The sequence below is a fragment of the Streptomyces sp. YGL11-2 genome, assembly GCF_050054615.1.
Classification (GTDB): Bacteria; Actinomycetota; Actinomycetes; order Streptomycetales; family Streptomycetaceae; genus Streptomyces.
In genome coordinates, this window is the sequence record NZ_JBNHIN010000008.1 from 115,723 (window position 1) to 130,124 (window position 14,402).

Here is a 14,402-nt window from a genome sequence, read left to right on the forward strand (position 1 = left end):
ATAGGCAGTCAGCTAGATGTCGGCTGGGTCGTCCAGGGCGCGGAGTGCGGCATCGGCGCCCAGGGTGTCGAGGGCCTGGCGCAGGGAGCGGTCCTGCTGGGCCGCGTAGAGGGCGAAGGGGTCGAGCACCGGGCGGTCGATCGCGGCGGAGAGCCGGTGGGCGTCGTAGGGGGTGCCGGCGCGCCGGGCGTCGCGGGTGCCGTCGCCGGTGAGGTTGGAGTGGAAGATGCCGGCGGCGGAGCGGGGCAGGAAGTCCTCGTAGACGATGGGGCGGGCGGTGAGCCAGCCGCCGGTGAGCAGTCCGGCGAGGTCGGCGGGCGGGTGGTGGCCGTCGCGCGGGCGGTCGGCCACCGGGTGGTAGGTGAAGAACGCCTGCTGTTCCACGGCCAGTTGGTGTTCGGTAGGCGGGAAGCCGCGCTGCCACAGGTCGCGGGCGGTCTGCGCGCGGTCGGCGCCGGGGCGGTCGGCCGTCCGGCGGTCGGTCTCCGCCATGAGGGCGTCGTAGCGGGCCCGGCCGGTGCGGGTCAGGGCGATGCCGCGGGCCTCGACCTCACCGAAGCGGACCCGCAGCGCGCCGCTGGTGACCCGGCCGTCGGGCTCGCGGAAGGCGCGGGGTTCGGCCAGCGCGCGGAAGGAGGTCTGGCGCAGCAGGACATCGGGGCCGTCCCAGCGCGGGGGTCCCTGGATCCGGTCGATCATGGTGATGCCGCGCTCCCCCATGCGCCGGTAGAGGGCGTCGATGTCCAGGACGCGGGGGGTGAGGTGGTTGACGTGGGTGGCCGCGACGCCGCCGATGTCGGCGGCGACGGCGGAGATCCGCTCCAGTTCGGCGTACCAGGCCCGGTCCACGGGCACGGTGGAGAGCCGGAACGCGCCGACGGCGAGGGTGAGGAAGCGTTCGGCGGCGGGCTCGTCGAGTCCCTCCGCCTGCTCCGCCTGCTCGGCCAGTTGGAGGAGTTCGGGCGGGAAGAGGCGGCGGCGGGCGAGGAAGGCGGTGAGCCGGGACTCCAGGTCGGCGTCGAAGAAGCGGCGGTCGGAGGTGGTGAGGAGGGAGGTGAAGACGCGGAAGGGGTTGCGGTCCAGTTCGTCGGTGGCGGTGGGGCGGAAGGCGGTGGAGACGACGGGGACGGCGCCGATGTCGCCGTCGCGCAGGTCGTAGAAGCCGACCGGGCGCATGCCCAGTGCGGCGAAGATCTGGGCGGCCTCGCGGAGTTCGCCGGGGGTGCCGACGCGGATGGCGCCGTGCCGCTCGGCGGTGACCCGGCTGATGCTGCCGAGCCGGCCGGCGTCCGGGTCCCGGCCCGCGACCTCGTCGTTGATCTGCCCGGCGACCTCCAGCAGGGTGGTGTAGGCGGGGACTTCGGTGCCGTACATGTCGGACAGCCGGCGGGCGAACGCGGCACGCAGCCGCCAGGTGGGGACCATGGCCATACGGGACTCCCGGGGGCGGGCGGTTCAGATGACGTGGGCCTCGGGGCGGGCGGTGTGCCCGGCACCGAAGCGGGTGGCGGCGAGCGGGCCGACGTCGAGGAAGGGTTCGCGGCGCAGATAGAGGTCGCGGACGATCTCGCCGACCGCGGGGGCCTGGAGGAAGCCGTGGCCGGAGAAGCCGGTGGCGTAGAGGAACCGGTCGAGGTGGCCGGCCTCGCCGATCAGCGCGTTGCGGTCGGGGGTCAGCTCGTAGAGGCCGGCCCAGCCGCCGGTGACCGGGAGTCCGGCGAGTTCCGGCGCCCGGCGGGCCGCGGCGGCGCGGCACGGTATCAGCCATTCGCGGCTGAACTCCCGCTCGAAGCCGGGCTGTTGGGCGGGGTCGGAGAGGCCCATGAGCAGCCCGCCGGCGCCGTCGTTGTGGAAGTAGAAGGTGGAGTCGAAGTCGAGGGTGAAGGGGATCCGGGGCGGCGGCGGGTGCAGCGGGCCGGTGAAGGCGATCTGGCGGCGGAGCGGGGTGACGGGGAGGTCGACGCCCGCCATCGCGCCGACGGCCCCGGACCAGGCGCCGGCGCAGCAGATCACCGCGGACGTGCGGACGGTGCCGTGCGGGGTGCGGACGGCCCGGACGGCGCCGTCGGCGGTGTCGATGGCGGTGACCGGGCAGCGGGTGCGGACGGTGGCACCGAGGCTGCGGGCGGCGTCCAGATAGCCGGTGACCGCGGCCCGGGGCAGGGCGTAGCCGTCGGTGGGCGAGAAGGCGGCGGCGACGAGGCCGGACGGGTCGAGGTAGGGGCACAGCTCGTGGGCCTCGCGCGGGGTGATGATCCGGCTCGGCACGCCGTGGGCGTTCTGGACCTCGACTCCCTGGGTGAACGTGGCGAGTTCGCGCTCGTTGCCGAGGAGGAAGAGGTAGCCGACGGTCTCCAGGCCGATGTCGGCGCCGGGCCGCCGGGGGAAGTCCCGCCAGGCGTCCAGGCTGCGCAGGCCGAGGCGGATGTTGAGCGGGTCGGAGAACTGGGCGCGTACCCCGCCGATCGGCTTGCCGGACGAACCGGACGCGGGGAGTTCGCGCTCCAGGAGCAGCACCCGGCCGGCGCCCGCCTCGGCCAGGTGGAAGGCGATGCTGGCGCCGATCACCCCGCCGCCGACGATCACGACGTCGGCCGCTTCCGGGAGGGGCTCGGGCGGGGGGTCGAAGGCCGAGGGAGCAGAAGCCGTACTCGGAGCCATGCGGAGCACCTTCCTGTCTTCCCGTCGCCGCGTACCGATCGGTCGGGTGGGCGTCCCGGCGGACCGGTGCGTCAACGGAGGCCGGTCGCTCCGATGGTGGCGGGAAGGCCGTCGCCCGTCCATGCAGAGTTGCTGGACGTGATCTGTGAGGAGGTCTGGGCTTTTTGAGGTTTCGCGGGGGCGTGGGGTGCTGATCGGTAGGGTGCCGCCATGGAGTTGCCGGGGGTTCAGCTCAGGACGCTACGGGAGCTGACCCGGAGCCGCACGATGACCGCGGCGGCCGCGGCCCTGGGCTACACGCCGGGCGCGGTCTCCCAGCACATCGCCGCGCTGGAGCGGGCCACCGGTACGGAGCTGGTCCGGCGGGCGGGGCGCCGGGTGGAGCTGACGGACGCCGGGCAGACCCTCGCCGTCCACGCGGAGCGGATCCTGGGCGCGCAGGCCGAGGCGGTGGCGGCCCTGGAGCGGGCCCGCGGCGAGGTGTCCGGGCGGCTGCGGCTGGGGGTCTTCGGCACGGCGGCGGCCGTACTGCTGCCGCCGGCCCTGCGGCGGCTGGCGGCGCGGCACCCGGGGGTGCGGGTAGAGAGCCGTGAGGTGGACGTGGACCTGGCGTACACGGAGGTCTGCGCCGGGCGGGTGGATCTGGCGCTGGGGCTGGACTATCCGGACGCGCCGCTGGACCGGGACGGTGCGGTGGAGCTGGTGCGGCTGCGCTCGGAGCGGTTCTCGCTGGCGGTTCCGGAGGGACGGGCGGGCGCCTTCGGGACGCCGCTGCCGCTCGCCGGGGCCGCGGACTGCGACTGGATCCTGCCCGCGCCCGGCTCCTACTACGGGCGGGCCGTCCGCACCGCCTGCCGGCGGGCCGGATTCGAGCCGCGGGTGGCGCACGAGGTGACGGACACCGCGACGTCGCTGGCGATGGTGGGGGCGGGGCTGGGGGTCGCGCCGCTGACCGAGCTGATGCTGCGGCTGCGGTCCGAGGGGATCGTGCCGCTGGCGCTGCGGGAGGTGGTCGAGCGTCACATCGTGGTCGCGGTCGGGGCCGCCGCCCGTGGCCGGCCGTCGGTGGCGGCGCTGATCGACGCGCTGCGGACCGGCGCGGCGCCGTGAGGGGCCGGGCACCCGGGAGCCGGCCGCCCCGGGGCCGCGGAACGTCACACTCAGGAGTCAGCACGGGCGGGACGGGGCGCTTCCCTCACAGGCGTGATGGGTCCCCCACACGGCCCAGGGTCCGTCCGGCCCCGGCCCATCGGGCAGGCCCCGGTCAGCCCGCGCTGCTCTCCGGCGCGGGCGGCCAGGCCGGGCGGCTGCCGGAGGGGACGGCGGCCAGTGCGTGGCCGACCGTGGGGTAGCACGAGAAGACGCCGAGGGACTGGGTGCCGACGAGCAGCCGCAGCATCCGCACGCCCAGTGACGCCAGGAAGAGCCGGCCCTCCAGCCGGCGGCACAGCCACTCCAGGGCGAGCAGGCAGCTCAGCCCCCGGGAGTCGCAGAAGCGCAGCGCGGTCAGGTCGAGCACGAGGAAGCGGTGGCCGGCCGAGACGATGGACCGCGCTTCGTCGAGGAACGCCTGCTCGGTGCGGAGGTCCAACTCCCCACTGACCCGCAGCACCGCGCACTCCTCTTCCTGGACGATCGCAGTGACCGCCAACGACCGCATCTCCGAGCTCATGCCGTCCAGCCTAAGCGCCGCCGTGGCTAGCACCACCGGCGCGGCCCCGGCGCACCCGGACCGGGCCGGGCGCGCGATCCGGGCCCTGCCACCGGCCTGTACGGGCACCGGACCGGGCCGGAAGCCGGTGCGGAGGCGACTGAGGGCGGGCGAAAACGGGCATGTTTGGTGCTGTTACGGGCAGCTTCGCGCGCCGGTCCGGTTGCTATAAACCTGCATGCGGGCAGAAACGGGCAGCACCGTGACCGAACGGAACGCGGTGGGCCGGGCACACCAAGCGAACGCGCACAGGGTCAGGAGAGAGCCATGAGGGCCGAGGAACGCCAGAGCCGCATCCTCGCGCTCGCCCGGCAGACCGGACGGGTCGAGGTCGCCGACGCGGCCTCGGAGTTCGGGGTGGCCCGCGAGACCGTACGGCGCGATCTGAGCGAACTGGAGCGCCGCGGGCTGGTCCGGCGTACGCACGGCGCGGCGTATCCGGTCGAGAGCGCCGGTTTCGAGACCACGCTGGCGCGGCGGGAGACGCAGCACGTCGCCGAGAAGCGGCGGATCGCGGCGGCGGCGGCCCAGCTGGTCGGCGAGGCGGAGACGGTGTTCGTCGACGAGGGGTACACGCCCGAGCTGGTCGCGATGCTGCTGCCGTCCGACCGTCCGCTGACCGTGCTGACCGCCTCGCTGCGCACCGCCTCGCTGGTCGCGGCGTCGGACTCCACCACCGTGCTGCTGGCCGGGGGCCGGGTGCGCTCCGGGACGCAGGCGACGGTGGGGCCCTGGTGCCGGGACATGCTCGCCGGGTTCGTGGTCGACCTGGCGTTCCTGGGCACCAACGGCATCTCCCGGGAGCACGGCCTGACCACCCCCGATCCGGCGGTCGCCGATGTGAAGGCGCAGGCGGTGCGCTCGGCACGGCGGCGGGTGCTGGTCGGGGTGCACACCAAGTTCGGCGCCAGCAGCTTCTGCCGGTTCGCCGACATCGCCGACTTCGACGTGATCGTCACCGACACCGGGCTGTCCGCCCCGGAGGCGCATCGCTACTCGCTCCTGGGGCCGCAGGTGCTCCGGGTCTGACCCCACCCCTCACAACCCACCCCCCACAACCCACCGCCGCCGGCCTCCGGCGGCCATCCCGGCATGCCCGCTTCCCCCTCCGCGCGGGCAGACATCCCCAGAAAGGCAGAAGCCGTGCGAGCACGATCCCCCGGACCGGGCGGCAGCCCCGGCCGCCGCGCCAGATGGCTGACCGCCCTCGCGGTCGCCCTGTCCCTGACCACCGCCGGCTGCTATCGCGGAGCCGGCGACGTCGGCAACGGCGGCCCGGACACCCTCAACGTGCTGATGGTCAACAACCCGCAGATGGTCGACCTCCAGCGGCTCACCGCCGAGCACTTCACCAAGGAGACCGGTATCCGGGTCCACTTCACCGTGCTTCCCGAGGACGACCTCCGCGACAAGATGAGCCAGGACTTCTCCAGCCAGGCCGGGCAGTACGACGTGGCCAGCCTCAGCAACTACGAGACGCCCATCTACGCCCGCAACGGCTGGCTCACCCCGCTCGACCAACTCGCCAAGAACGACCGCGAGTTCGACCAGAGCGACATTCTCCCTCCGGTGCGCGCCTCGCTCACCGCGGCCGACGGGAAGGTCTACGCCGAGCCGTTCTACGGCGAGTCGTCGTTCCTGATGTACCGCAAGGACCTGTTCCAGGCGGCCGGGCTGACCATGCCGGCGCGGCCGACCTGGACCCAGGTCGCCGCCATGGCCGCCAAGCTGGACGGCTTCCGCACCGGCATGAAGGGCATCTGCCTGCGCGGGCAGCCGGGTTGGGGGCAGCTGACCGCACCGCTGACGACGGTCGTCAACACCTTCGGCGGCACGTGGTTCGACAAGGACTGGCACGCCCGGCTGGACAGCCCGGAGTTCCGCCGGGCCGTCGGGTTCTACGTCGGTCTGCTCCGCGCGCACGGGGAGGCGGGGGCGCCGCAGGCCGGGTACACCGAGTGCCTCAACGACATGCAGCAGGGCAAGGTCGCCATGTGGTACGACGCGACCGCCGGCGCCGGCTCGCTGGAGAGCGCGGACTCCAAGGTCGCGGGCAGGATCGGCTACGTCCCCGCGCCGGTCGAGCGGACCGGCGGCGCGGGCTGGCTCTACACCTGGGCCTGGGGCATCCAGAAGGCCGGCACCCACCAGGACGCGGCCTGGAAGTTCGTCCGCTGGGCGTCGGGGACGTCGTACGAGCGGCTGGTGGGGCGCGAACTGGGCTGGTCGAAGGTGCCGGCCGGCAAGCGGGCCTCGACCTACCGCGACCCGGAGTACCTCAAGGAGGCCGGCGCGTTCGCCGCGGCGACCGAGGGGGCGATCCGCTCGGCGCGGCCGGATGATCCGGGCGTACAGCCCCGGCCGGCGCCCGGGATCCAGTTCGTCGACATACCGGAGTTCTCGGACCTGGGGACCAAGGTGTCCCAGGAGATCAGCGCCGCGATCGCCGGGAAGCAGAGCGTGGCCGACGCACTGACGGAGAGCCAGCGACTGGCGCGGGAGGTGTCCGGTGCGTACAAGAGCCACTGACCGCACGAGTCGCGCCATGGCGTGGGCGCGCCGCGCTCCCCTGCTGCCGGCGCTGGTCTTCCTGATCGCGGTCACCCAACTCCCGTTCGTGGCGACGGTGGTGATCTCCTTCACCCGCTGGAACGCGCTCGCCCCCGACCACCGCGGATTCGCCGCCCTCGACAACTACCGGGCGGTCTTCACCGATCCGGCGCTGCGGGCGTCGGTCGGCACCACCGTGCTGCTGACCGCGACGGTGGTGCTGGTCAGCCTGGGACTGGGGCTGGCGCTGGCGCTGCTGCTGGACCGCCGCTTCCGCGGGCGGGGCGTGGTACGGACGCTGCTGATCACCCCGTTCCTGGTGGTGCCGGTCGCCTCCGCGCTGCTGTGGAAGCACGCGCTCTACAACGCCTCGTACGGGCTGCTCAACGGCTCGCTGACATGGTTGTGGCGGCTGTTCGGCAGCGACCACCCGCCGCAGCCGGACTGGATGACCAACTCCCCCCTGATGGCGGTGGAGTTGTCGCTGATCTGGCAGTGGACGCCGTTCATGATGCTGATCCTGCTGGCCGGGTTGCAGAGCCGGCCGGCGGACGCGGTGGAGGCGGCCCGGATGGACGGGGCGTCCCCGTTCGACGTCTTCCGCTACCTGACGCTGCCGCATCTGCGGCGCTACCTCGAACTGGCCGCGCTGCTGGGGACGGTGTACATCGTGCAGAACTTCGACGCGGTGTTCACCATCACCTCGGGCGGACTGGGCACCGCGAACCTGCCGTACACCATCTACCAGACCTTCTACCAGGCCCATGACTACGGGCGGGCGTCCGCGCAGGGCGTCGTGGTGGTGCTGTGTTCGCTGCTGGTGGCCACGTTCGCGCTGCGCACCGTGTCGTCCCTGTTGCGCGAGGAGATCACCCGATGACGCGAGGACCTCACCTGCCGGGGCGTGCCCCGCTGCCCCGGCGGCAGCGGCGGGCCGACGGCGCGCTGGGCCTGCTGGCCTGGCTCTGCGGGATCGCCTTCTTCCTGCCGGTGGCGTGGATGGTGCTGACGTCGCTCCACAGCGAGAGCGACGCGGCGGCCAATCCGCCGAGCCTGGCCGCACCGCTCACCCTGCACGGCTACCGCGAGTTCTTCGGCGCCGGCGGCGCGGGCGTCAGCCCCTGGCCGCCGCTGGTCAACTCGCTCACCGCGTCGGTGGTTTCGACGCTGCTGGTGCTGGTGCTGGCCGTGCCGGCGGCGTACGCGCTGTCGATCCGTCCGGTGCGCAAGTGGAGCGACGTCCTGTTCTTCTTCCTCTCCACGAAGATGCTGCCGCTGGTGGCCGGGCTGCTGCCGGTCTATCTCGTCGCCCAGAACACCCGGATGCTGGACAGCATCTGGCTGCTCGTCATCCTCTACACCTCGATGAACCTGCCGATCGCGGTGTGGATGATGCGCTCGTTCCTCGCCGAGGTCCCGGTGGAGATCCTGGAGGCCGCCTCGATCGACGGGGCCGGGCTGCCCACCACGCTCACCCGGATCGTCGCCCCGGTCGCCATGCCGGGCATCGCGGCGACCGCCTTGATCTCCTTCATCTTCAGCTGGAACGAGCTGCTGTTCGCCCGGGTCCTGACCGGGACCGTGGCCGGTACCGCGCCGGTGTTCCTGACCGGGCTCGTCACCAGCCAGGGCCTGTTCCTGGCCAAGGTGTGCGCCGCGGCCACCGTGATCTCCCTCCCGGTGCTCATCGCCGGGTTCGCCGCCCAGGACAAGCTCGTCCAGGGCCTCTCCCTTGGAGCCGTCAAGTGAAAGCAGCAGTGATCAGCGCCCCCGGCGAGGTCGAGATCGCCACCGTCGACGACCCCGCGCCCGGTCCCCGCGAGGTGGTGGTGCAGGTCGCCGCCTGCGGGCTGTGCGGCACCGATCTCCACATCCTCCAGGGCGAGTTCGCGCCCAGCCTGCCCGTCGTACCGGGACACGAGTTCGCCGGTACGGTCGTCGCGACCGGCAGTGCGGTGACCGAGCTGGCCGAGGGCGACCGGGTCGCGGTGGACCCCTCCCTCTACTGCTACGAGTGCCACTACTGCCGGACCGGCCGCAACAACCTCTGCGAGCGGTGGGCCGCCATCGGGGTGACCACGGCCGGCGGCGCCGCCGAGTTCGCGGTGGCACCGGCCGCCAACTGCGTCCGGCTGCCCGACCACGTCCGCACCGAGGACGCCGCGCTGATCGAACCGCTCTCCTGTGCCGTGCGCGGCTACGACATCCTGCGCAGCCGGCAGTTGGGCACCCAGGTGCTGATCTACGGGTCCGGGACGATGGGCCTGATGATGCTGGAGCTGGCCAAGCGGACCGGCGCGGCGGGCGTGGACGTCGTCGACATCAACCCGGAGCGGCTGGCCACCGCCCGTGAACTGGGGTGCAGCAACGCGGCCGATTCCGCCGACGCACTGGACCAGCCGCGCGGCTGGGACGTGGTCATCGACGCCACCGGCAGCGAGCGCGCCATCCAGGACGCGCTGGGCCGGGTCGGCCGGGGCGGCACCTTCCTCCAGTTCGGGGTCTCCGACTACGCGGCCCGGGCCACCATCGAGCCGTACCGGATCTACCACCAGGAGATCACCATCACCGGCTCGATGGCCGTGCTGCACAGCTACGAGCGGGCCGCCGCACTCTTCGCCGCCGGGGTGCTGGACCCGGAGGTGTTCATCAGCGACCGCCACCCACTGGAGCGGTACGGGGCGGCGCTGGAGCAGTTCCGGGCGGGGAAGGGGCGGAAGATCCAAGTACGGCCCTGAGGCGGCCGGTTGCCGCCTCGCCGGTGCGGAGGCCGGGGCGCGCGGCCGGCACGCCGTGCGGCAGGGCCGGGCCCCGTGGCGTCGGCTCGTGCACGACGCGGCGGCCCGGCGCCGCGGGCGGGGCGGTGCGCTTCCGTACGCCGACGGGGTGCGCCCGGGCTGCCCGTCGGCGTGGCGAAGCGGGAGGCCGGGCGTTCAGCGGCCCTCGTCGAGGCGGGCCGCCAGGCGGTCGAGGAACACCCGCTGGCCGGTCACCAGGCGCTCCCGGGCCGCCTCCGGGGTGAACCAGGCCACCCGGTCGATCTCGGGGAAGCTGCGGACCACCCCCGACCCGCGCGGCCACTCCATCGTGAAGGTGCCGGGCACGATCCGCTCCGGGTCGAGATCGCCCGCGACGGCCCAGACCGTGACCACCTTGCCGCCGGACTGGCGGGCCTCCCCCAGCGGGAGGTACCGCCCGTCCGGCGCCGGCAGCCCCAGCTCCTCCGCGAACTCCCGCCGGGCCGCGTCCCACGGCTCTTCCGGCGCCACGTACTCGCCCTTGGGGACGGACCAGGCGCCCGCGTCCCGGCGGGCCCACAGCGGTCCGCCCATGTGCGCCAGCAGCACCTCGACACCGCCGTCCGCACCGCCCCGGTACAGCAGCAGCCCCGCGCTCCGTCTGCCCGCCACGAGCCGCCGCCGCTAGCCGTGCCCGCTGGGGTGCGCGGCGAGCACCGTCGCGATCGTGTCGGCCTGCGCCGCCGACTTGTCCTCGCGGTAGCGCAGCACGCGGGCGAAGCGCAGGGTGACGCCGGCCGGGTAGCGGGGCGAGGTCTGGAGCCCGTCATAGGCGATCTCGACGACGAGTTCCGGGCGGACCGCCACCACCTGGCCGTCGTCCGACTCCGCGATTTCCTGGAGGCGTGCGGTCTGCCAGTCGAGGATGGCGTCGGTCAGGCCCTTGAAGGTCTTGCCGAGCATCACGAAGCCGCCGTCCGGGTCGCGCGCGCCGAGGTGGAGGTTGGAGAGCTTGCCGGCGCGCCGGCCGTGCCCCCACTCGGCGGCGAGCACCACGAGGTCCAGGGTGTGGACCGGCTTCACCTTCAGCCAGGCGGCACCGCGGCGGCCCGCGCTGTAGGGCGCGTAGAGGGCCTTGACCACGACGCCCTCGTGGCCGCGGCGCAGGGTCCGGACCCAGAACTCCGCGGCGGCGGCGCGGGCGGCGGCGTCGACCGGGTCCCGCACCACGCAGCGGCGCACCCGCATCGGCTCGGGGACCAGCCCGGCCAGCTCGGCGTGCCGCTTGTCGCCGGGGAGTCCCAGCAGGTCGCGGTCGCCGATCGCGAGGATGTCGAAGAAGACCGGGGTGAGCGGGAGGGCGGCCCGGGCCGCGGCGACGTCGGCCCGGGAGCCGAACCGGCCGGCGATCCGCTGGAAGGGCAGCGGCCGGCCCTCGGCGTCCAGGGCGATCACCTCGCCGTCCAGGATGAAGCGCTCGGCGGGGAGCGCCCGGACCAGGTCGGTGACCTCGGGCAGCCGGTCGGTGACCTCGTCGAGGGTGCGGGTGTGGATCCGTACGTCCGGCCCGTCCCGGTGCACCTGCACCCGGATGCCGTCGAGCTTCTCCTCCACGGCGCAGTGGCCCAGCTTGTCGATCGCCTCGTCGACGGACGCTGCGGTCTGCGCGAGCATCGGTCCGACGGGGCGGCCGATCGTGAGGCGGAAGTCGGCGAGCGCCGACGAGCCCCGGGACAGCAAAGCCCGGGCCACGTCCGGCAGTGAGCCGGCCAGCATCACGGCCCGGCGCACGTCGGCCGCCGGCACCTCGGTGGCCGCGGCGAGCCCTTCGGCGGCCAGCGCCTCCAGCGCCCCCTGCCGCACCTCGCCGGTCAGCAGACCGTGCAGAAACCGCTGCTCCGGCGCGGTCGCCGCGGCCAGCAGCTCCCGGACCAGCCGGTGCCGCTCGGCCTGCGCACCGGGCCCGGCGACCCGGGCCAGGCGGGTCAGCGCGGCGTCGACCCCGCCCACGGTCAGCGTGGCCTCGGCGGCGGGCGGCGGCGGTGCGCGCAGTACGCTCCAGCCGATGCCGATGCGCCCCTGGGGCAGCCGTCCGGCCAGGTACGCGATGACGACCGGGACGTCCTCCGGCGCGGCGGCCCGGAACAGCCCGGCCAGCAGCGCGATCTTCCGGGACCGCGCCGCGGTGGCAGCGACCTCCCCCGAGACCTGTGCGAGACGGGCGAGCAGCATCGGGCCACCCTTCTGCCCCTATGGGGCGAGGTAGGAGTGGAAGCGGTTCTCCGGGTCCCACTCTGCCTTGATCTCCTGGAGCCGGTCCCAGTGCGCGGGCGGGTACGCGCGCCGGGCCCGGTCGGCGCCGGCCTCCAGATCCGCCTCGGCGATGTAGCGGCGGCCGGTGCCGTCCGGGTCGGCGTCGGCCATCAGCCCCCGCAGCCAGCGGGTCTGCAGGCCGTCGTCGGCCAGGAGGTCCCAGACCGCGTAACCGACGAGGTAGGAGGCGCCGAGCGGGGCGAAGGCCATGTTCCGCAGCAGCACCGGATCCGGGGAGACCGGCTGGACGGGTGACAGGACGAGGGACGCGGGCGAGGGGGCGCGGGCCACCGCGCCCGCGGCCCGGGTCAGCAGGGTCGCGTGGTCGTCCGCGGACCACAGGGTGTCCGCCGCGTAGCGGTGACCCGGCGGCCAGAGGGCCTCCGCGCCCCGGTGCAGGGCCGCGAACGAGGTCGGCCCGGGCGGCTGCACGGTGCCGGCGCGCTGTCCGAACGGGCAGCGGGTGAACGGCTCCAGCGCCTGCCTGGCCTGCTCCGCGGTCGCGGCGAACGCGGTGGCCGAGACGGTGATCCGGGGGCCGGCCGGGGCCGGCCCGGCCCCGGCGGGCAGCAGGACCAGGGCCGTCTCGACGTACGGCGGCAGCCCGCGCGCGGTCCGCTCCGCCCAGTCCGCCACGGGAGCGACCTCGGCCAGCGGAAAGGTGAGGACGGTCGTCAGGATGGCGCCCGGGTGGGGGTGCAGGGCCAGGCGGAAGCCGGTGGCGACCGCACAGAAGCCGGGGCCGGCGCCCCGCGCGGCCCAGAAGAGGTCGGGGTGCTCGGTCTCGGTGCAGGTGACCGTGCGGCCGTCGGCGGTGACCGCCCGGATCCCGACGACGTCCGCGCAGGAGGCCCCCCAGGCACGGGAGTTCCAGCCGAGCCCGCCGCTGAGCAGGAAGCCGCCGACCGCGACGCTGGGGCAGTGGCCGACCGGGAACGCCAGGTGCGCGGGGGTGAGCGCGGCGACCAGGTCCGCTCCGGTGGCGGCGGGGCCCACGTCGGCCGTCGGCGGGGCGCTGGCGCCGAGGGTGCACGTGCGCAGCCCGGAGAGGTCGATCAGCAGGCCGCCGTCGCGCAGCGGGGTACCGGACCAGTTGTGCCCGCCGGAGCGGATCGCGACCCGCAGTCCCCGGTCCCGGGCGTAGCGGACGGCGTGCGCGACGTCGGCTTCCGTGGCGGCCCGCACGATGGCGTCGGGGAACCGCCGCGGTGTGCGCACGTTCCACACCGCGCCCTCGCGGGCGGCCGGGTAGCCGGGGTCGCCGCGGCGGATCAGGGTGCCGCCGGGGCCTCCCGCGGGCGGGGCTGCCGGTGGGTGCATCTCGCTCTCCTCCCGGTGCGGCCGGCGGTCGGCCGCAGCTCAGCGCACGGCATGGGTGATCAGCCCGAAGACGACGACGGACAGCAGATAGCCGAGGAGCACCACCAGCACCCCGGCGAGGTGCACCGGGCGGCCCCGGGCCCGGCCGGGCGCCAGCCAGAAGGCCAGGGCCCGGTTGACCAGCGGCATCAGCAGCCAGGTCAGGGCGCTGACGCTGAGCACGTTGCTGAAGAACAGGGCGAGGTACACGGGGAGGCCGAGCCGCCCCAGCTCCACCCCGAAGGTCAGGGTGAGCACCATGACCGTGGGGTAGAGCGCCAGCAGCACCGACATGGCCTGCTTCCAGTTGGGCGGCGCCCCGGAGTCCGTACGGCGCTCGAAGCGGAACCAGCCGCTGAACGCCGAGTCGACCTTGCGCACGTCGTACGAGGCGAAGTAGGCGCGGCCCTCGTCCAGGAGCGCTCGTCGGGTGTCGGACTCCAGCCAGTCGTCGAGGTGTTCGCGGGTGTCGAACCGGAAGACGACCACCCAGTGCTTCTGGACGTCGCGCACCGGCTGGAACAGCTCGGACCCCAGGTAACCGGGCGACTTCTCCTGGGCCTTGAGCGCCTTCTCCTGCCACTTGAGGAAGCCCTGCTCGCAACCGGGGCGCACGTCATGGGAGATGACGGCGGTGACGGCCTCCTGCGGCGCCGGTTCGGGGGTGCCGCCCTGGAGCACCTCCAGCGTCGGCGAGCCTTCGAAGAGCTCGTGGCCCTCGGTCAGCAGCTCCCGCCGGCGCGGGGAGTCCAGCCAGGCGGTCAGCTGCTCGATGCCGGCGAAGCGGAAGACGGCCACCCATTCGTTGGCCGCGCCGGCCGCGGGCGGGTACACCTCGGCGCCCATGAACCCGTCGAAGGCGCGAGCGGCTTCGTTGGTCCGCTCCTGCCAGCGCTGGTACTCGTCGGTCCGGCCTTCACGCACCTTCTGCGAGGTCACCACGGTGGCGCTGTCGGCCGCCGAGCGACGGCTTGCACGGGCACTCACCTGGAGTAGCGTAGTACAAAAGCGAATTAAGCAGCAAATGGGGCAAATGCTTGACCTTTCCATCAAGGATCAGAGGCCGATCG

At 74.0% G+C, this 14,402-nt stretch carries 13 protein-coding genes; 6 read left to right on the forward strand and 7 right to left on the reverse strand.

Annotated features, from left to right (window positions below):
- Nucleotides 1-12 precede the first annotated feature (12 nt).
- Entirely contained in the window at nucleotides 13-1,425 is a 1,413-nt protein-coding gene (gene hglS / locus ACO1BR_RS11925; RefSeq protein ID WP_426795144.1) for a 2-oxoadipate dioxygenase/decarboxylase, read from the reverse strand.
- Nucleotides 1,426-1,455: 30 nt separating this feature from the next.
- Nucleotides 1,456-2,661 (reverse strand): NAD(P)/FAD-dependent oxidoreductase, encoded by a 1,206-nt coding sequence (locus tag ACO1BR_RS11930; RefSeq protein WP_426795020.1) that lies wholly within the window; start codon nucleotides 2,659-2,661, stop codon nucleotides 1,456-1,458.
- Between the two features lie 210 nt (nucleotides 2,662-2,871).
- On the opposite strand from ACO1BR_RS11930, the gene ACO1BR_RS11935 reads away from it, so the two are divergent.
- The gene (locus ACO1BR_RS11935; RefSeq protein WP_426795021.1) at nucleotides 2,872-3,771 is read left to right on the forward strand and encodes a LysR family transcriptional regulator; all 900 of its coding nucleotides are present in this window, start codon (nucleotides 2,872-2,874) and stop codon (nucleotides 3,769-3,771) included.
- A gap of 154 nt (nucleotides 3,772-3,925) precedes the next feature.
- Here ACO1BR_RS11935 and ACO1BR_RS11940 read toward each other — a convergent pair whose 3' ends face one another.
- Nucleotides 3,926-4,333, reverse strand: coding sequence for an STAS domain-containing protein (locus tag ACO1BR_RS11940; RefSeq protein WP_426795022.1), 408 nt, complete (start codon nucleotides 4,331-4,333; stop codon nucleotides 3,926-3,928).
- Between the two features lie 306 nt (nucleotides 4,334-4,639).
- Here ACO1BR_RS11940 and ACO1BR_RS11945 point away from each other — a divergent pair, with 306 nt between their 5' ends.
- The 5 genes from ACO1BR_RS11945 (at nucleotide 4,640) to ACO1BR_RS11965 (ending at nucleotide 9,660) form a co-directional block, all read left to right on the forward strand.
- On the forward strand, nucleotides 4,640-5,401 hold the full coding sequence (locus ACO1BR_RS11945) for a DeoR/GlpR family DNA-binding transcription regulator (protein ID WP_426795023.1): 762 nt from the start codon (nucleotides 4,640-4,642) through the stop codon (nucleotides 5,399-5,401).
- 114 nt (nucleotides 5,402-5,515) lie between these two features.
- Nucleotides 5,516-6,901 (forward strand): ABC transporter substrate-binding protein, encoded by a 1,386-nt coding sequence (locus ACO1BR_RS11950; protein ID WP_426795024.1) that lies wholly within the window; start codon nucleotides 5,516-5,518, stop codon nucleotides 6,899-6,901.
- Between the two features lie 16 nt (nucleotides 6,902-6,917).
- Nucleotides 6,918-7,802 (forward strand): carbohydrate ABC transporter permease, encoded by an 885-nt coding sequence (locus ACO1BR_RS11955; protein ID WP_201304877.1) that lies wholly within the window; start codon nucleotides 6,918-6,920, stop codon nucleotides 7,800-7,802.
- Nucleotides 7,799-8,671, forward strand: a complete 873-nt coding sequence (locus tag ACO1BR_RS11960) for a carbohydrate ABC transporter permease (RefSeq protein WP_426795025.1) — start codon at nucleotides 7,799-7,801, stop codon at nucleotides 8,669-8,671. The genes ACO1BR_RS11955 and ACO1BR_RS11960 overlap by 4 nt, the downstream gene beginning before the upstream one ends.
- Nucleotides 8,668-9,660, forward strand: a complete 993-nt coding sequence (locus tag ACO1BR_RS11965; protein ID WP_426795026.1) for a zinc-dependent alcohol dehydrogenase family protein — start codon at nucleotides 8,668-8,670, stop codon at nucleotides 9,658-9,660. Before ACO1BR_RS11960 ends, ACO1BR_RS11965 begins: the two co-directional genes overlap by 4 nt.
- Nucleotides 9,661-9,855: 195 nt before the next feature.
- On the opposite strand, the gene ACO1BR_RS11970 is transcribed toward ACO1BR_RS11965, so the two are convergent.
- Genes ACO1BR_RS11970 through ACO1BR_RS11985 form a run of 4 tightly spaced genes read right to left on the reverse strand, consistent with a single transcriptional unit; the run spans nucleotide 9,856 to nucleotide 14,319 of the window.
- Complete coding sequence (locus ACO1BR_RS11970; protein ID WP_426795027.1) at nucleotides 9,856-10,332, reverse strand: NUDIX domain-containing protein; 477 nt, start codon at nucleotides 10,330-10,332, stop codon at nucleotides 9,856-9,858.
- 12 nt (nucleotides 10,333-10,344) lie between these two features.
- Nucleotides 10,345-11,892: an ATP-dependent DNA ligase gene (locus ACO1BR_RS11975; RefSeq protein ID WP_426795028.1), complete on the reverse strand. Its 1,548-nt coding sequence runs from the start codon at nucleotides 11,890-11,892 to the stop codon at nucleotides 10,345-10,347.
- 18 nt (nucleotides 11,893-11,910) lie between these two features.
- Nucleotides 11,911-13,293 (reverse strand): FAD-binding oxidoreductase, encoded by a 1,383-nt coding sequence (locus ACO1BR_RS11980; RefSeq protein ID WP_426795029.1) that lies wholly within the window; start codon nucleotides 13,291-13,293, stop codon nucleotides 11,911-11,913.
- A 39-nt stretch (nucleotides 13,294-13,332) separates the two neighbouring features.
- Nucleotides 13,333-14,319 (reverse strand): antibiotic biosynthesis monooxygenase, encoded by a 987-nt coding sequence (locus tag ACO1BR_RS11985; protein ID WP_426795030.1) that lies wholly within the window; start codon nucleotides 14,317-14,319, stop codon nucleotides 13,333-13,335.
- Nucleotides 14,320-14,402: the final 83 nt, after the last annotated feature.